The organism is Buttiauxella sp. B2 (genome assembly GCF_006376615.1).
In the GTDB taxonomy this organism is placed as follows: Bacteria; Pseudomonadota; Gammaproteobacteria; order Enterobacterales; family Enterobacteriaceae; genus Buttiauxella.
Genome location: NZ_VEXQ01000002.1, coordinates 131,322 through 149,067 on the forward strand (window position 1 = coordinate 131,322; position 17,746 = coordinate 149,067).

Genomic DNA, 17,746 nt, shown 5'->3' on the forward strand with positions numbered 1-17,746 from the left:
ATCAAAAATTACGTTCTTGCCGCGACAAATAATTTATCTTCCCGCAAAGCCACGACAATCAAAAATAGCGAAATATACGCGCAGCAAAGTAATGCCAATACACTGATATACCACGGAAATCGGGTCACATACACTGCGCTGCAAGAGAGAATCACCATAATGATTCCCGCGTACATCGGGTGAGCTATCCACGAAAAAATCCCGCTGTGTATACGCGGTGCATGCGGAAGGTAGTATCCCGCCCACGTATGATGTGCCCCTAAATCGATTTTTCCTTTCACCACCAGAACGGTTCCTGCAATTGCTATCAGCAAACAAATCCAATCCAGCGGCGTAACGTATTCCACAAGGAAAAGGCTCCAGGCGAAGGCGATTATTGGTAGCAAATAAGTCAGCCGTAAGAGTTGTATCGCTCTGATATCTATCAGTGGTTTAGCCTCGGGCTTCTCTTTCCTCTCGAGAATAAACACGGTGAAAATACCAAGGTTGAGCAGTTGGGCCAGTATAAAGAATGTATTCATCACGATTTTCACTCAGTCTGCAACGAGCGGGTGTAGTGAGATGACGGCAACGGTCAGGCGTTCATTCAAGCGTAGAAAGAGAGGGAAGTGATGCCATAAGGCGAAAGGATGAATTAAAAAGGCGGGACGATGGCCCCGCCAGGTATAAAATTTAACGACCTGCTTTCAGCTTCTGATAGTAAGACTCATAAATTGCGCTGGCATCGCCGACATCGTTTTGCCACTCACCATTTTTTAAGACGGCTTCATCTGGATACAGAGTTTTATCCCCAGAAACTTCTTTTGGCAGCAGCTTACGTGCTTCAAGATTTGGTGTCGGGTAACCGATGGTTTCCGCAACTTGCATTGCAACGTCCGGACGCAGCAGGAAGTTAATAAGTTTCAGCGCACCGTCTACGTTCTTGGCATTAGCCGGAATGGAGAGGTTATCCATCCAGAAAATCCCGCCTTCTTTCGGCCAGACGATTTCCAGCGGAGTGCCAGCCTGGCGTGCGACGTAAGCCGAACCATTCCACACCATACCGAGATTCACTTCCCCTTCCATGTACGGGTTGGCCGGATTATCAGAGTTGAATGCAGCCACATTTGGCATCAGTTTTTGCAGCTCGTGATACGCCGCTTCAATCTCTTTGGGATCGGTGGTGTTGCCGGAATAGCCCAGTTTCAGCAATGCCATCTGAAACACTTCGCGTGCGTCATCGGTCAGCAGCAGGCTTTGCTTGTATTCTGGTTTCCACAAATCCGCCCAACTGGTAATGGTTTTCGGGTCGATGGCATCACTGTTTACACCAATCGCCGTGGCACCCCAGATATAGGGTATGGAGTAGTCGTTATTTGGATCAAACGGCTTGTTGAGCACTTCTGGATCGAGATTTTTGAAGTTGCTCAGCTTGCTTTTATCGATCTTCTGGATCATGCCTTCTTTGCGCATTTTCGCCACAAAGTAGGTTGATGGCACGACCAAATCGTACGCACCCTGTTTATAGGTTTTCAGCTTGGCATACATGGTTTCATTCGACTCGTAAGTCGAATAAATCACTTTAATGCCGGTTTCTTTGGTGAACTGCTCAAGCAGGCCAGGCGGCACATATTCGGTCCAGTTATAGAAGTAGAGCGTTTTGCTATCATCGGCATGTGCAGCGCCCATACCCAGTGCCAAAGCGCCCGCAGCTAGCAGGTGGCGTGGCCATTGTTTCATTTTAACGTCCCCTGAATTTTAGTTTTATCACGAAGAATAAGCTGACTGGCAACAACCAGGACCAGCGAGAGAGCCAACAGAATGGTGGCAAGTGCGTTCACCTCAGGTGAGACACCCACCTTCACCATTGAGTAAATTTTCAACGGTAAAATTTCATAACTCGGTCCGGTGACAAATGAGGAAACCACCACATCGTCCATCGACAGAGTAAAACTGAGTAACCAACCCGCCGCAACCGCAGGCATGGCGAGTGGCAGCAGGATCTTGCGCAAAATGGTTAACTCGCTGGCGCCCAGATCTTTCGCCGCTTCCAGCATTCGCACATCAAACCCTTTGAGCCGGGAATACACCGTGACCACCACAAAAGGCAGGCAGAAGGTGATGTGAGAGAACAGTAGCGACCAGAAACCGAGCGATACGCCCAGCAGCATAAATAGCACCAGTAGCGAAATAGCCATCACGATGTCGGGTGACATCATCACTACGAATAACATGCCGCTGACGAACGGTTTACCGCGAAAACGATAACGATACAGTGCCACTGCCGTTAACGAGCCAATCAACGTCGCAGCGGTGGCGGAAAACACCGCCATCGTCAGCGAGTGTTGTGCCGCTTGCAGCAGGCTATCGTTATTCATCAGCAGGCTGTACCACTTGCCGGTAAAGCCTTGCCAGTTAATACCGAAACGCGAACTGTTAAACGAGTTGACGATCAAAATGATTATCGGGACGTACAGATACGCATAGATGGCGGTCATAAAGCCGCCGCGGAGCAGGCGACCCATCATTCTAATTCCACCTTCTTGTTCAGCAAACTTGTGGCACGCCAGTAAACCAGAAGCATCAGTCCCATCACCAGAGTCAGTGTAATGCTGGTAGCCGCACCAAACGGCCAGTCGCGGATATTCAGGAACTGGCTTTTAATCACGTTACCAATCAGCAGGTTTTTCGCTCCACCCATTAAGTCTGAAACGTAAAATAGCCCCATTGCAGGTAGCATGACCAACAGACAACCGGCGATAATTCCTGGCATGGTGAGCGGAATAATAATGCGCATAAAGGTTTGTAGCTTGCTGGCACCTAAATCACGCGCCGCTTCCAGCAGCGGTTTATCCAGCTTTTCAATGCTGGAATACAGCGGCATCACCATAAATGGCAGCAGGATATAAACCAGGCCTAAGATGACCGCACTTTCGGTGTACATAATGCGAATCGGCGTATCAATCACCCCTAGCCACAGCAAAAACTCATTCAAATAACCTTTGGTGCTGAGGAAAATTTTCAACCCATAGATACGAATTAATGAGTTAGTCCAGAATGGAACAATCAGCAAAAATAGCAGTAATGGACGCACACGTTCCGGCAGGCGAGCAAGGAACCAGGCAAACGGGTAGCCGAGCACCAGGCAGGCGAGGGTCGCTATCGCCGCCATATTCAGCGAGTGCAACAGCACCTGCGCATAGAGTGGATCAGCCAGTCGTGTGTAGTTTTCTAGCGTGAAAACCATGCTGACAAAATTGGCATCATCACGTGTAAGGAAACTTGTCCCGATGATCATCAGGTTGGGTAAGAAGACAAATAGCACCAACCAACCGACGATGGTGGTGATCACCAGATTCTGGAATTTACGTGAGCTCTTCATCTGCCAGCACTACCTCCCAGCTTTCAACCCAGGTAACTGCCATTTTTTGGTCTAATGTGTGGTCAAAATCAGGATCATCTTCATTGAAGAATTCGCTGACCATCACCATTTTGCCATTTTCCAATTCGACGTTAGATTCCAGCGTCATGCCCTTATAGTTTCGTTCACGGACATAACCAATCAAGCCATCGGCAACGTGAGTATCATTAATTTCTTCGACGCGCAGATCTTCAGGGCGCAACAACACTTTCAACCGTTGCCCGACGGTAACAGGCATCGTCACGTAAATATGGCATTCACGGCCTTCGACATTGGCTAGCACACGTTGCTTATCAATGCGTTCAATTACAGTCGCATCAAAGATGTTGATTTCACCGATAAAGCTCGCTACAAACAGGTTTTTCGGTTCTTCGTAAATCTCACGCGGCGTACCATCTTGCTCAATACGACCCTCGCGCATTACCACAATCCTGTCGGACATGGTCAAGGCTTCTTCTTGATCGTGAGTTACGAAGACGAAAGTGATACCCAGTTTCCGCTGGAGTGCTTTTAATTCGTTTTGCATCTGCTTGCGCAATTTGTAATCGAGCGCGGAGAGCGACTCATCAAGCAGTAACAAGCGTGGTTTATTGACCACCGCGCGCGCAATCGCGACACGTTGCTGTTGGCCACCAGAAAGTTGGTGCGGTTTACGATGAGCAAAGTCCTCTAACTGCACCATTTTTAACGCTTCGTTCACGCGAGGAGAAATCTCAGCCTCAGGCGTTTTTTGCATTCTTAAGCCGAACGCAACGTTTTCAAAAACGGTCATGTGAGGAAACAGAGCGTAGCTCTGGAATACGGTATTGACGTGGCGATGCTCGGCTGGAACACGCGTGATGTCCTGGCTATCAAGGGAGATAGTACCTGCATCAACACTTTCCAGTCCGGCGATTAAGCGCAGCACAGTTGTTTTGCCGCAGCCGGATGGGCCAAGAAGTGTCAGAAATTCACCATGATTAATGGTGAGGGATAAATCAGAAATAACGGTTTTGCCATCAAAGCTCTTACCGACACCGGCTAGTTCTACCAGCGGTGAGAGCGTACGAAGCTGTTTATTCAATTTTTTACGCTGTCCCATAAAAGACGCATCAAATTGCGGGCTGATGCGGGGTTTGTGATTAACCACCTTGCGGCTTCTGCACGTTAAGTAAGGGCACACATTCTACGGCAAAGCATTGAAATCGCCAATCCTTGATGCTTTTGTGTGACCTGATTTCGGCAACGATCGAGGCCACAAATACCAAATTCACTCGCCATGCATCCCATTCGTGACTATTTTCATCTCTACCGGGCTAAAAGTGACCTGACGCAATATTTGCATTTGTGGCTTACTGATAATGAAGTCACAAAAATTGAGGGTAACGACATGGATAAATTACTTGAGCGTTTCTTACATTATGTCTCTTTTGATACACAGTCCAAGCCTGGCGTAAAACAAGTTCCCAGCACTGAAGGGCAGTGGAAATTGTTGCGCTTGCTTAAAGAGCAAATTGAAGAAATGGGTTTGGTGAACGTGACTCTGGGTGAGCATGGCACCGTCATGGGAACACTTCCGTCTACCGTCGATAAAAAAATCCCGGCCATCGGCTTTATCGCTCATGTGGATACTGCCCCTGACTTTACGGGTAAAAACGTTAATCCGCAGATTGTCGAAAACTATCGCGGCGGCGACATTGCGCTGGGCATTGGCGATGAAGTGCTGTCTCCAGTGATGTTCCCGGTTTTGCATCAACTGCTCGGGCAGACACTGATTACCACAGACGGTAAGACATTACTCGGGGCAGATGACAAAGCCGGTATCGCGGAAATCATGACAGCGTTAGCGGTTCTGAAAGAGAAAAAGATCCCGCATGGTGACATTCGTGTTGCGTTCACACCGGATGAAGAAGTCGGCAAAGGCGCGAAGTTTTTTGATGTCGAAGCATTCGATGCACGCTGGGCCTATACCGTTGATGGCGGGGGTGTTGGCGAACTGGAATGTGAAAACTTCAATGCGGCTTCGGTCACTATTAAAATCGTCGGCAACAATGTTCACCCTGGTTCTGCAAAAGGGGTGATGGTGAATGCGCTTTCAATAGCTGCGCGCATACATGCTGAGGTGCCTGCCAACGAGAGCCCGGAATGCACCGAAGGCTACGAAGGTTTTTACCATCTACACGGGATTAAAGGTTCGGTTGACCGCGCTGAGATGCACTACATTATTCGCGATTTTGATCGTGATCAGTTTGAAGCGCGTAAACGCAAAATGATGGATATCGCGAAAAAAGTCGGTAAAGGTCTGCATCCAGATTGCTATATCGAACTGGTTATTGATGACAGCTATTACAACATGCGTGAGAAAGTGGCGGAACATCCTTACATTGTGGAAGTGGCCCAACAGGCGATGCGTGATTGTGACATTGTACCGGTAATGAAGCCGATTCGTGGTGGCACTGACGGTGCACAGTTGTCGTTTAAAGGTTTACCTTGCCCAAACCTGTTCACTGGCGGCTATAACTACCACGGCAAACATGAGTTTGTGACGCTGGAAGGGATGGAAAAGGCGGTAGCGGTGATTGTGCGTATTGCAGAGTTAACAGTGAAGCAAAGCTAACTGAATATAGTGGGTTTTAGGCCGGGATTTTGGTTCATTAGATTAAAATAGGGGGCTGAATGCCCCTTTTTTTATTGGATTATGTTTAGTCTGAATGTTGTGATACTAGATCTTACAGTCTGTTTAGTGCCAGTAGCGTGCATTGCAGATCTTTACTTAGATTTATCAAAGAGAATTAACTTCTACTTCTCAGCTCTGTTCCATGGCATTTTTAACAGTAAACTCGCCATCCCACAAAAACCACTCACACCTGCGAAGAGTAAACCTGCGCCTACAAAGCCTGACAGTAAAAATAATCGGCTATCCGTGGTGTATCCCAATACAACGCCGACAAGAATAAGTGTGCCCGCAACAATCTGAACTTGCCTCATGATAGGCAGCGGTTGTTTTTTGTCTTCGATAGTCGGGAGGTGGGCGCTCTTCCACGCGTTAATGCCGCCTGCCATCAGGAAAGCCGGCGCAGGGTTTGCTGCTTTCATGAGCGCGTTGGCATTTTGGACCGTGCGCGTCCCTGCCATACAATGAAAAATGACGGGCTGTCGCTCTGTACTTTCTACTGTTTTACCTGCCGCGATATCGGTGAGAGGAAGCGAGCGAGCGTTCGGTATGTGCTCACGTAGGTATTCAGCGCGGTCTCGAATATCGACGAGCACAGCCCCTTGGTCAAGAAGCTTTCTGGCTTCTAGCGGTGACACAGTTTCTGGCGTCATTTTAAATCCTCCGGACAGTAAATGTCTTTTAACGTGGACACGACTTTTTTAACCGCGTCGTTTTTGATGAAATAGTTCACTCTTTGCGCCACCCTTGCAGACTCAATCAAACCATCTTCTTTCATTTTCGCCAGGTGCTGAGAGGTTGCCGAAGGCGTCAGGCCTGTCAGTTGCCCCAAATCACCTGACGAGGTACCGGGTTTATCAATGAGAATACAGAGGATCAAAAGTCGATTACTGTTACTCATCGACTTGAGCAGCTTTGTTGCCAGCGAGGCGCTTTCCTGCAATTGGAACAACTGAGTATCTTTCATTTCTTTATTTTAGCATTTTCTAAATTTAGTAAATGCTAAATCAAAAAACACTCACATGCAATCGAAAAATCTAAAGGGTCACTCAGACATGAGGTGGGAGGTAATAATTCATATTTTACAAATGTATGCATACCTTTTTATAGTTCATGTAATTGTAAAATATCTTTGTAATCAATTTGTTAAGTTGAAGTGGTGCGGATCTGGTTTAAAGGGGCGCAGGATGTCCGCTCGTCGCTCGTCGCTCGTCGCTCGTCGCTCATCGCGACCGGTACAGTTCCGGCAGTCGGCTTGATGCCGAAAGCGGACGTTTTACTATTCAGGAAAATCCTAACTTGGGGTGTCCATCAACAGCCGGAAAGTGTTTGAATGACCTGGTGAAATTCAAGTAAACAAAACGCTAACACGATAATGGTTAGCGTTTTGTATTAGATTGAAATATCAGAACTGGTATTTGTATGAAAGCTGAAAGCGTGTTTCTGCCTCATCAAGGTAAGTGTTGTTGTCCTGAATATAGGTAAAGCCACTTATCGAGTTGTGCTTGTCAAAAGTGTAACCCAGGCCAAGACCGAAGAAGTAACCCTTATAGTTTTCTCCTTCGTCATTTTTTGAACCGTAAGAAGCCCCGAAGAAATTCAGCAAGCGCAGCTCTTCAGTCAGTGGTTTAAGTGCGAAGGCACCAATGTAGCCGCTGCTTCCGGCGGTTTCCTGTAAGTTGAAACCGTTTTCTGCTGAGGGTTCACCGCCAAATCCTGGTTGTGCGCACGAGCTGTGTTTGTTTCCATCACAAACCACCGTATCCCCGGTATTGTAGGAATAACCCGCCATCGGGAAAATCTGGAACCCGGCGGGTTCAAAACCGAAGTAACTTAACGGCAAAAAGGTGCCGACTGAATAGTTAGTCTGTGATGCCCCATTGGGATAATCATTCTTCCCAAAGTTGAAGTTGACGATACCAACGGGGAAAAGCCAGGAGCCCCCGACACGCCATTCACTTGCATCGCTGTTGATGCTCGCAGTCATCTGGCGTGCTTCATCCAGTGCCAGTGAACCAGAAAAGGCCACATTGCTGTCATTCATATCGTAACTATCCGACCAGGCTACGCCGAGTTTGGTGGTTATTTTGGTTGGATCATCATCTGATTTATCTTTATTTGCTTTTACGCCCCCCGTCTGTGCCATGAGCATGGCCGGAAGGAATCCACCGCAGATAAGTGAAAAAGAAAGCAGTTTTTTATGCATAGAGATCATGAAAATTATCCGGGACATTTAATGTAATTTGTACCTCTATGCCAGCAGCATAGTAGGTATAGAAATTTAAATAAAAAAACGCTCTGAACTAAATAGTTCAGAGCAGAATAAAACTTTGAATTTTAACTCGCTGGAAACGTAGTATTTACCTGGTTTCTCCTTCACCTGTCTTACTCATGTCTGGGGGCTGTGCGCGGAATCCTTGCGAATGCCAGCTGTCGATCAGTGCCCTCGTTTGTTCCCGAACAACTTTTTTGAGTAACGACAGATTATCCTCATCCATTCCCTGCCAGCCGATGGCCCCCAGGGTTGCACGCGGCACGATGTGAAAGACCATCAGTTGGCCGTTAGCAGTGATGAGTCGCAGCAGTGTGAGAGGGTCCTCTGCGGAAAGACCACTCAGGCGAGCGACCAGTGCCGCACCTACCCGGGTTAGGCGCCGAGTGCCCAAGTTTTGCTGGTCTTCGGCAATGCCCCCACGTCCAGCCTGTTCCTGTGCGCGAAACAGACCACGTTGCTGAGCCTTGTCATCACGCAGCAGATAGTCGGCAATTGTCTCCTGCATGCGCGAAAACACCTCGATCATATCTTCCCGTGAGGCTTGCTCGTTTTGCAGTATTGCCTCAGCCTCATCCAACATTGGGCCGAAATAGGCATCAGCTGTCGCGCCCAGATGCTCTCTACAGGCACGGTACAATCCTTCTTTGTTGTCGAAGTAGTATTGCACTGCAGGCGTGTTAACGCCGGCCTGACGAGCGATGTCGCGGGTGGATGTTCCTTCATAGCCACGCTCACCAAAAAGGCGAATGGCAACCTCAATTAAACGGTTACGGGTCTCTTCACCACAAGAATAACTGCTATCGGCCCGGTGGCGCAGGCGTCCGGTTTCTGAATTTAGTGTCATATCATCCCCCACTAAAAACTATGCTATTTGGTCAATTTTATCTCAAACGAGACAATTATACCAATTGATATAATTGTGAGATGAAAATGTCTTCTACAGTACGTCAGGTGCGTACAGCGCCCCTGAAAAAGAAAATTCGGGGCCGTATGTGCGTTTCCCAGAGGTGGCAATACGGGTGGGTGGCTATGTGGCACAGGTATTGGTACAGGAAAACCAGGTAGTCAAGCAGGGGAATACCTTAGTTCGATTAGATACGAGCCAGTATCAGGCTCTGCTGGATCAGGCAAAAGGGCACGCTATGCGGATCTGGCCTATGCGAAGGCAGGTATTGTGCCCACAGTCAACAAACTTCCCATTAAATGCCCCTCAAGCCATCAGAATTTGTGAAATCCATCATAATTAGTAGGGGTATTCAACAGTAGGAGACAATCATGAGGGAGTTACTAAAGGTTAATATCGATGAGTTCAAAACACACTTCCAGGGGGCGGTGATTCTTCCTGACGAGGCAGGCTATGACGAGGTACGCCAGATCTGGAACGCCATGATCGACCGCAAACCCGCTCTGATCGCCCGCTGCGCGTCGTCTGAGGATGTCGTCCAGGCCATCGAATTTGGACGAACGCAAAATCTCCTCATTTCGATCCGCGGGGGTGGACACAACATCGCAGGTAATGCCGTGTGCGAGGACGGTTTGATGATCGACCTCTCGCTGATGAAAAGAGTAGAAGTGGACCTGGCAACCTGTAGGGCCAGCGTTGAGCCTGGCTGCACCCTTGGCGATTTTGATGCAGTGGTACAGGCTTATGGCCTTGCCACGCCTTTGGGCATCAACTCGACCACAGGTGTGGCCGGCCTGACACTCGGCGGCGGGTTCGGCTGGCTGAGTCGCAAGTACGGTATGACTATAGATAATCTGCTCTCCGCGGAGGTAGTCACGGCAGATGGCAGTCAGCTGCACACCAGCGAATCAGAAAACTCAGATCTGTTTTGGGGGCTGCGGGGAGGGGGTGGCAACTTCGGTGTTGTTACTCGCTTCGAATTCCAACTCCATCCCGTCGGGCCGAACGTGCTGAGTGGGCTCATTGTTTTTCCGTTTGATCAGGCAAAGCTCGTGATCACGCAGTTCGCCAGATTCACCGAGACGATGCCGGAAGAGCTGAATGTTTGGATGGTCACGCGCAAAGCGCCTCCGCTGCCTTTCCTGCCCGAGGACGTTTATGGGAAAGAGATGGTCGCGCTCGCTCTGTGCTATGTGGGCGACCCTCATGAGGGCGAGAAGCTTATTGAGCCTCTGCGTGGGTTCGGTACGGTGCTCGGTGAGCACATCGGAGTGCAACCCTATATCGCCTGGCAGCAGGCATTCGATCCCCTATTATCAAAAGGGGCGCGTAACTACTGGAAGTCGCACAACTTCTCGCAACTCAGTGACGGTGTTATTGATGCCATCATTGAATACGCCGCCAAATTACCGTCACCTCAGTGTGAGATATTCATCGGGACAATTGGAGGCCAGACGGCCAGCGTCGCGCCTGAGGCAATGGCTTACTCAAGCCGGGATGCCAATTACGTGATGAATGTGCACGGTCGCTGGGAGTCAGCCGCCGAGGATGAACACTGTATCGCCTGGGCGCGTGAATTCTTTGCTAAATCACAACCATTTGCCAGCAGCGGTGCATACATCAACTTCCTCACCCAGGAGGAGACCGACCGCATCGCCTTCGCTTACGGTGCAACCTACAATCGACTAGTGGAGCTCAAGAATAAGTACGACCCGTCGAACCTCTTCCGGATGAATCAGAACATCAAACCGGTATAAGACCATGTATTGCGCCTAACAACAGTATGTAGCTGACACGCTACACATACTGCGGATGCTAACCGTTAGGCGCAGTAACGACACGGGTTTATTGACCATGCACTTGCCAGTCAGCACCAATTTTGAGTTTGTGATGGATATAGACTTCATCTCATCTGGAGTAGCAATGTTATCTACAATGTTTGCTCTACGCTCATAACCGCGTGCGACAGCTTAGTGCCAACAGCTGGCTTTGCTAAGTCCGCACTGTATTAATTATTGGGGCGCAGGTCAGCGTGGCTAAATTATTCATCAAAAAAGGCCACCAATTCGGTGGCCTTAAATAATTTGTTTTCAGGGTTATCTCATTTGTAAAAACAATGTGCCAACGAGATATGCCCTATTAGTGAAGTTCAAGTCTAACCAACTCCATCGGGCAGAACACACCTTCACAACCTTCGATTTCAACACATTCAGAACGACGAATTTGTTCGGCTGATTTACCTTCGCCGTGAATGGTCTTAATAACACCAGTCAGACCCTTATTGAACACCATAACACGGCTGCCAGTTGAGATAGCGTTACGGTAGCAATCATAGGTCAACATCATCATTCCTCCTTTTTTATTGTATCGAGACGAGATAATTTAACGGCAGATAAATAGCTCTTAATCGGTAAAAATGTTTTGAGCTAAGTCAAAATTCTATAAATTTCAGATGCTCAGGAAGAAACTGAAGGTGATCAGCTAAACAAAGTGTTTTAACCACTATCCAGCATATTTACAATTGAAGACCAATTAGCATATTGGGCTGAGCAGCTAGAGCGAAAGCAATACACTACCTAATCTCCGATTTATTTCATAATAGCTGGAGCAGCTATGTCTGCTCATCGCTTAACGCACGCAGTCAGATTTTGTCGCTCCGGGCGGACAGCTAATTCAAGATATTGGCTAATAAACTTTTAGGTTTTCTATAAAGCTCCTTACCAGACTTTGCAGCCTCAATAATCATCTCTTTGTATGAGGTTTTAACTCGAATTCAGACGATGATTTTTACCAGAATAGATACCGATACTCGAAATGGTTTCGCCGAACAAAACATGAGTGCTCAATTGGTGTATTGAATCAACAGGTCTTGCCGGATTAGCAGAAGTTCATCACCGAATTGTTGTGTGAGATGCGGGTATTGATAGAGAGTGGTGCTATGTCGGGTATTCATTAAATACCCGATTTTCCCGCCTTCTCAGTCAGTCAATTTTCTCTGAGAAGGCGGGAGATGTGTTAATCCTCGAAATACCAATACCCGCTGTTTACCAGCGCAGCAAGCATTGCCAGGAACGACGGATCTTCTAACGCATCACCAAACATTTCAGCTTTCAGCGTGATATTGCTGGCCAATGCTTCAAGTGCTGGGCGATGTGGGCTGTCAATTTTTTCGCCGTTTACGTACACCTCATCGGCAATACGCAGCACACGCAAACCACCCAAACGAGTAATGCCATCACCTTGTTTCAGGGCGTCATAAATCTCATCGGGCTGATATGGCGGTTCTGGTGGTGCCACATCCAGTTCATGGCGGGATTGGGAAACAAACTCACCAAACCAGGTTTTAAAGTGCTCAGGCTGATTGATAAGCTCCAGCATCATGTCGCGTAGCTTATCCATCTCCTGCGGCAGAACATCAGCAGGGTGCTGACGTGCAGGCACATCAGGATCGGTATAACGTTGGCTACCCAATTCACGTTGCAGCACGTAATCGGCAAAGCCGCTGATCAATTCACGGCCACTAGGCGCACGGAAACCAACTGAGAAGTTCATCGAGTTTTCCAGCGAGTAACCCTCGTGCGGGAAACCTGGCGGAATATAGAGAATGTCACCTGGTTCCAGCTCTTCGTCGATGATGGCGTCGAACGGCTCAACTTGCAGTAGATCAGGGTGTGGACAGTGTTGTTTCAGGGCGACTTTTTCCCCTACACGCCAGCGACGGCGACCAACACCTTGAATGATAAACACATCGTATTGGTCATAATGTGGGCCAACGCCACCGCCAGGAACGGAGAAAGAGATCATCAGATCGTCAATTCTCCAGTCGGGTAGGGCACGGAATGGCCGCATTAATCGCGCACTCTGCTCATGCCAGTGGTTAACAGCCTGAACCAGTAAAGACCAGTTGTTTTCTCCCAGATGATCGTAGCTCTGGAAGGGGCCATGGCTAACCTGCCATTTGCCGTTGTTGTGGCTTACCAGGCGGCTGTCCACCTCGTTTTCCATAGCAAGGCCAGCCAGTTCATCCGGAGAGATTGGGTCGATGAAGTTTTTGAAGCCGCGTTTTAACACTACCGGGCGTTTTTGCCAGTAGTTAGCAATAAAATCGGGCCAATTTAGGTCGAGTTGATAGTCCATATTATTATCCGGCAGGTGAAGGAGCCTGCCCGGATTATAACGGACTTAAGAGAGTATTTTTAATCTTCTTCGCGGTCTGGACGCTGACGCGCAAAAATCACTTCCATGCGTGCGCCACCTAACTCTGAGGTTGAGGTCTTAATCTCACCGTCGTACTGCTCCACGATTTCACGGGCGATGGATAAACCCATACCTTGTCCTGGGCGTAAAGTGTCCGCGCGCTGCCCCCGGTCAAACACCATGCTTCGTTTGCTTTCGGGTATCCCTGGCCCATCGTCATCAACGATTAAATGCAGCGTATCATCGAGCTGCATGCCCGATATTTCAACAAATTCAAGACAGTACTTGCAGGCGTTATCCAGCACGTTACCCATGACTTCCATAAAGTCATTTTTCTCACCCACAAAGGTGATTTCCGGGGAGATGTCCAGGGTGATATTGACGTCTTTGCGTTGATAAACCTTGTTCAGTGCCGAACAGAGGCTGTCGAGCAACGGAGCGATAGGGTGAAGCTCGCGGCTGATTAATATGCTGTCACCTCGAATGCTGGCGCGATGCAGATAGTAACCAATTTGCTGGGAGATACGGCTGATTTGTTCCAGCATCACCGGCTCCGCAGATTCAATATTCAACTTATCAGTGCGCAATGAGCGCAGCGTCGTTTGTAATACTGCCAGTGGTGTTTTCAGGCTGTGTGTTAAATCGGTTAGCGTGGTGCGATATTTATCGTAACGTTCGCGCTCGGTACGCAGCAGGCGATTAAGATTGCGCACAAGGCTTGTCAGTTCACGTGTGGTGTCGGGGTTCAGGCTATCTCGATCATGTTTTTCTAGCTCGCGTACTTCTTTCGCTAACGCTTCGATAGGGCGCAAGCTCCAGCGGGCTGCAAGCCAAAGCAGCGGCACAACCAATAACAGGTTTGCCAGCACAACATAAATAAACCAGTTCCATACCATGTATGAACGTTTTAATTCGATAGGAATGGTATCGACGACAACAACCGTTAAGGCAGGCATTTTTCCCATGGACGGGTATTGGTTTACCGCAACCGAGTGGGTCATTTCATAACTATCATCATCGTCATGAAAGTTTTTTAGCTGGGTTTGAAGCTTTACGTCATTCGCGAGCAGGGCGCGGCTGGTATCAAAATTCGCTTCCAGTTCGTGAAAGCCGTTGGTCGTTAGCCACTCTTTTTTAATTTGCTGCACTACGTGGGGCACATCGCGTTGTGTCCACAACAGATTGCCATGCTCATCGTAGATTAATGCCATTGTCGGGCTTTGCAAATTCAGGTTTTCCGGAAGGTCGACCCGAATGTGTCCATTGTCGAAATTTGCGAGGGTGTAAAACAGGTTGCTCTCGCCGCGCAGCAAACGAAAAGTGGTTTTATCAAAACTGACGCTATAACCCACCAGCGCTACCATGCCATAGGCCAGCGACAGCACCATAACCACGGCAGCGGTCGCCAGTAAAAAACGGACTCGTAGGGATAACGGCAAAAAGTGCTGGATGAAATTCATGGTTAACGCAGGTCGAAACGATAGCCTTGACCACGCACCGTGGTAATAGCTTCATGCGGATATTCGGCCAGGATTTTTTTACGCAATCGTCCCATTAATACATCAATGGTATGGCTTTCTCGTAGTTCTGCATCCGGGTAAAGCTGAAGCATTAATGAATCTTTGCTTACCACTTTGCCATTGTTGCGGATAAGCGTTTCCATAATGGTGTATTCAAAGGCGGTCAGTTTGACCAGATTGTCATTTATCAGCAATTCACGGCGTGATAAATCCACCTGAAAGGGAGGAAGCGAAATCACCTGTGAAGCCAGGCCGCTATTACGGCGCATTAAAACCTGCATACGTGCGATGACTTCTTCAAGATGAAACGGCTTGGTCACGTAATCATCGGCACCGGCACCCAGCACTTCGACTTTGTTCTGCCAGCCTTCACGCGCGGTAAGTACCAAAATAGGAACACTGACATCGTGACTGCGCCAGCGACGAATCAGACTCATGCCGTCTTCGTCAGGCAACCCCAAATCCACAATGGCAATATCAGGGGTGTGTTCACTCAGGAAATAGTCCGCTTCTTTGGCATCTTCAGCAGCATCAACCTGATGGCCCGCTTCCCTCAATTGAACCTGAAGATGGTGGCGTAACAGTGCATTATCTTCCACAACCAGAACACGCATCGCATTTCCCCAATAGATAAATAGCTTTGATAGTTTAACGCTAATTATGGTGCAGAGGGGGTAAACCTTGAATAAACAATCATGAGGGTGGCGCGAGGATAAAAAAACGCCACCGCAGAGGGTGGCGTTAGAAGTGCTATTTTAACTCATCAACCATAGTGATGGCGCGACCAATATAGTTAGCCGGAGTCATTTCTTTCAGACGCGTTTTTTCGTCTTCTGGAAGCTCAAGGCTGTCGATAAACTGTTTCATACCTTCGGCATCCACGCGTTTGCCACGCGTCAGTTCTTTCAGCTTCTCGTATGGTTTCTCAATACCGTAGCGGCGCATCACGGTTTGAATTGGCTCCGCCAGCACTTCCCAGTTGAGATCCAGTTCAGCCAGCAAGCGATCACGGTTCACTTCCAGTTTGCTAACACCTTTCAGGGTGGACTGATAAGCAATCAACGCGTAGCCAATACCGACGCCCAGGTTACGTAGCACGGTAGAGTCAGTCAGGTCGCGCTGCCAGCGGGATACCGGCAGTTTGCTCGCCAGGTGTTGCAGCATCGCGTTAGACAAGCCCAGGTTGCCTTCGGAGTTTTCGAAGTCGATTGGGTTTACTTTGTGCGGCATGGTTGAAGAACCGATTTCGCCCGCGATAGTTCTTTGCTTGAAGTGGTTAAGCGCGATGTAACCCCAAACGTCACGATCGAAGTCGATAAGGATAGTGTTAAAGCGAGCGATACAATCGAACAGTTCAGCGATGTAATCGTGTGGTTCGATTTGCGTGGTGTACGGGTTCCACTGGATACCCAGCGAAGTGACAAACTCTTCACTGAACTTGTGCCAGTCAACTTCCGGGTACGCCACAATGTGCGCGTTATAGTTGCCTACCGCGCCGTTGATTTTGCCCAGTATGTCCACTTTCTCTAACTGACGGAACTGGCGCTCCATACGGTATGCCACATTCGCCATTTCTTTACCCATGGTGGATGGGGTAGCAGGCTGGCCGTGGGTACGGGAAAGCAGTGGAATATCACGATACTGAACCGACAAGTCTTTCACCGCATCGATAACTTTACGCCAGTACGGCAGAACCACATCTTTACGTGCAGTTTGCAGCATCAGCGCATGAGACAAGTTATTGATATCTTCGGAAGTGCAGGCGAAGTGAATAAATTCAGACACCGCGTGCAGGGCAGGGACGGCTGCCACTTTTTCTTTCAGGAAGTACTCAACCGCTTTAACGTCATGGTTAGTGGTGCGTTCAATGGTTTTGATGCGTGCGGCATCTTCTTCACTGAACTCAGCAACAATTTTATCCAGGTAACCGATTGCGTCTGCGTCAAAAGCAGGAACTTCCTTGATCGCTGTGTGCGTGGCCAGTTTTTGTAGCCAGCGTACTTCGACTTGTACGCGAAATTTCAGCAGACCAAATTCGCTGAAAATAGTGCGCAGAGCGCTGACTTTGTCGCCGTAACGTCCATCAACGGGGGAAACGGCGGTCAGTGAGGATAATTCCATAAGTTACAACTCCGAGAGAGGTTAACAATGAGCAAGAATTTGTTTGGCCTGAGCACACAGGCGACTACGAGAAAACATTAACTGCAAGCGGCCACCGCCAACTTGATGCCACAACACTGCGGCACGAATACCGGCCAGTAATGAAGCGCGAACTTTGCTTTGCACCTGCGGGCTTTGCAGCACAGCAGGGGAGCCAGTGACCTGAATACGTGGGCCAAGTGGGCTGATGACATCAACATAAATCCCCGCCATGGCACTGAGCAAGGTGTCGGATTCGAGGTCAAAATGTTCTAGCTGACGCTGTAACCCAGCGATACTTGAGCCGAGTTTATCCATCGCGCCTTTACTACCGTAAAGCTTACGCTCCAGCACCATCAAGCTTAGGGTGTAACGCGTCAATTCAGCATTCAAACCCTGACGGTTACTGGCGTTCAGCACTCCCAGCAACGTTTCCAGGCCAAGTTTTAGGTTTGCTTCATTGCCACCAAAAACATCAAGCGTGGAGCCGGGGTTTTGATCGATGACGCTATTCAAAGAAACATGCAGCGCATCGTTATCGCAATGTCCCTGGTGAGCCAATTGCTGAACCAGACGAGCAGACTGGCAGATCCCCGCCAGTGCGATAGTGATGTCATAGTAATTTTTGGCCACGAAGGTATTCGTCCTTGTTTGCGAT

Annotated in this window: 18 protein-coding genes; 3 read left to right on the forward strand and 15 right to left on the reverse strand. The window is 48.7% G+C overall.

Annotated features, from left to right (window positions below; all coding sequences use genetic code 11):
* Positions 1–8: 8 nt before the first annotated feature.
* The 5 genes from FH968_RS03760 to potA form a co-directional block, all read right to left on the reverse strand.
* Entirely contained in the window at positions 9–521 is a 513-nt protein-coding gene (locus FH968_RS03760) for a methyltransferase (protein WP_139877555.1), read from the reverse strand.
* 151 nt (positions 522–672) lie between these two features.
* On the reverse strand, positions 673–1,719 hold the full coding sequence (gene potD / locus FH968_RS03765) for a spermidine/putrescine ABC transporter substrate-binding protein PotD (protein ID WP_139877557.1): 1,047 nt from the start codon (positions 1,717–1,719) through the stop codon (positions 673–675).
* Positions 1,716–2,507: a spermidine/putrescine ABC transporter permease PotC gene (potC, locus tag FH968_RS03770; protein ID WP_139877559.1), complete on the reverse strand. Its 792-nt coding sequence runs from the start codon at positions 2,505–2,507 to the stop codon at positions 1,716–1,718. Before potC ends, potD begins: the two co-directional genes overlap by 4 nt.
* Positions 2,504–3,361: a spermidine/putrescine ABC transporter permease PotB gene (potB, locus tag FH968_RS03775; RefSeq protein ID WP_139877560.1), complete on the reverse strand. Its 858-nt coding sequence runs from the start codon at positions 3,359–3,361 to the stop codon at positions 2,504–2,506. The genes potC and potB overlap by 4 nt, the downstream gene beginning before the upstream one ends.
* The gene (gene potA, locus FH968_RS03780) at positions 3,345–4,481 is read right to left on the reverse strand and encodes a spermidine/putrescine ABC transporter ATP-binding protein PotA (protein WP_139877563.1); all 1,137 of its coding nucleotides are present in this window, start codon (positions 4,479–4,481) and stop codon (positions 3,345–3,347) included. Before potA ends, potB begins: the two co-directional genes overlap by 17 nt.
* 288 nt (positions 4,482–4,769) lie before the next feature.
* Here potA and pepT point away from each other — a divergent pair, with 288 nt between their 5' ends.
* Complete coding sequence (gene pepT / locus FH968_RS03785) at positions 4,770–5,996, forward strand: peptidase T (RefSeq protein WP_139877565.1); 1,227 nt, start codon at positions 4,770–4,772, stop codon at positions 5,994–5,996.
* Positions 5,997–6,178: 182 nt separating this feature from the next.
* Here the strand turns inward: pepT and FH968_RS03790 are convergent, their stop codons facing one another.
* The 4 genes from FH968_RS03790 to FH968_RS03805 form a co-directional block, all read right to left on the reverse strand.
* Positions 6,179–6,706 (reverse strand): rhodanese family protein, encoded by a 528-nt coding sequence (locus FH968_RS03790; RefSeq protein WP_139877567.1) that lies wholly within the window; start codon positions 6,704–6,706, stop codon positions 6,179–6,181.
* Positions 6,703–7,020 carry a helix-turn-helix transcriptional regulator gene (locus FH968_RS03795; protein WP_139877570.1) on the reverse strand — a complete coding sequence of 106 codons (318 nt, stop codon included), beginning with the start codon at positions 7,018–7,020 and terminating at the stop codon, positions 6,703–6,705. Before FH968_RS03795 ends, FH968_RS03790 begins: the two co-directional genes overlap by 4 nt.
* A gap of 438 nt (positions 7,021–7,458) precedes the next feature.
* A complete protein-coding gene (locus FH968_RS03800) occupies positions 7,459–8,268 on the reverse strand; it encodes a hypothetical protein (RefSeq protein ID WP_223271280.1) in 810 nt (269 codons plus the stop codon).
* A 145-nt stretch (positions 8,269–8,413) separates the two neighbouring features.
* Complete coding sequence (locus tag FH968_RS03805; RefSeq protein ID WP_139877572.1) at positions 8,414–9,172, reverse strand: CerR family C-terminal domain-containing protein; 759 nt, start codon at positions 9,170–9,172, stop codon at positions 8,414–8,416.
* Positions 9,173–9,347: 175 nt separating this feature from the next.
* Between FH968_RS03805 and FH968_RS24150 the strand changes: the two genes are divergently transcribed.
* Complete coding sequence (locus FH968_RS24150; RefSeq protein WP_223271287.1) at positions 9,348–9,575, forward strand: biotin/lipoyl-binding protein; 228 nt, start codon at positions 9,348–9,350, stop codon at positions 9,573–9,575.
* Between the two features lie 28 nt (positions 9,576–9,603).
* Positions 9,604–10,989 carry an FAD-binding oxidoreductase gene (locus FH968_RS03815; protein WP_139877576.1) on the forward strand — a complete coding sequence of 462 codons (1,386 nt, stop codon included), beginning with the start codon at positions 9,604–9,606 and terminating at the stop codon, positions 10,987–10,989.
* 382 nt (positions 10,990–11,371) lie between these two features.
* Here FH968_RS03815 and ydfZ read toward each other — a convergent pair whose 3' ends face one another.
* The 6 genes from ydfZ to hflD all read right to left on the reverse strand — a co-directional run bounded on the left by ydfZ (position 11,372) and on the right by hflD (position 17,721).
* Positions 11,372–11,575: a putative selenium delivery protein YdfZ gene (gene ydfZ / locus FH968_RS03820; RefSeq protein ID WP_139878030.1), complete on the reverse strand. Its 204-nt coding sequence runs from the start codon at positions 11,573–11,575 to the stop codon at positions 11,372–11,374.
* 672 nt (positions 11,576–12,247) lie between these two features.
* The gene (locus FH968_RS03825; RefSeq protein WP_139877578.1) at positions 12,248–13,369 is read right to left on the reverse strand and encodes a cupin domain-containing protein; all 1,122 of its coding nucleotides are present in this window, start codon (positions 13,367–13,369) and stop codon (positions 12,248–12,250) included.
* 59 nt (positions 13,370–13,428) lie between these two features.
* Positions 13,429–14,889, reverse strand: a complete 1,461-nt coding sequence (gene phoQ, locus FH968_RS03830; RefSeq protein WP_139877581.1) for a two-component system sensor histidine kinase PhoQ — start codon at positions 14,887–14,889, stop codon at positions 13,429–13,431.
* A gap of 2 nt (positions 14,890–14,891) precedes the next feature.
* A complete protein-coding gene (gene phoP, locus FH968_RS03835; protein ID WP_139877583.1) occupies positions 14,892–15,563 on the reverse strand; it encodes a two-component system response regulator PhoP in 672 nt (223 codons plus the stop codon).
* A gap of 136 nt (positions 15,564–15,699) precedes the next feature.
* Positions 15,700–17,070 (reverse strand): adenylosuccinate lyase, encoded by a 1,371-nt coding sequence (gene purB / locus FH968_RS03840; protein ID WP_139877585.1) that lies wholly within the window; start codon positions 17,068–17,070, stop codon positions 15,700–15,702.
* Between the two features lie 21 nt (positions 17,071–17,091).
* On the reverse strand, positions 17,092–17,721 hold the full coding sequence (gene hflD, locus FH968_RS03845) for a high frequency lysogenization protein HflD (protein WP_139877587.1): 630 nt from the start codon (positions 17,719–17,721) through the stop codon (positions 17,092–17,094).
* Positions 17,722–17,746 lie beyond the last annotated feature (25 nt).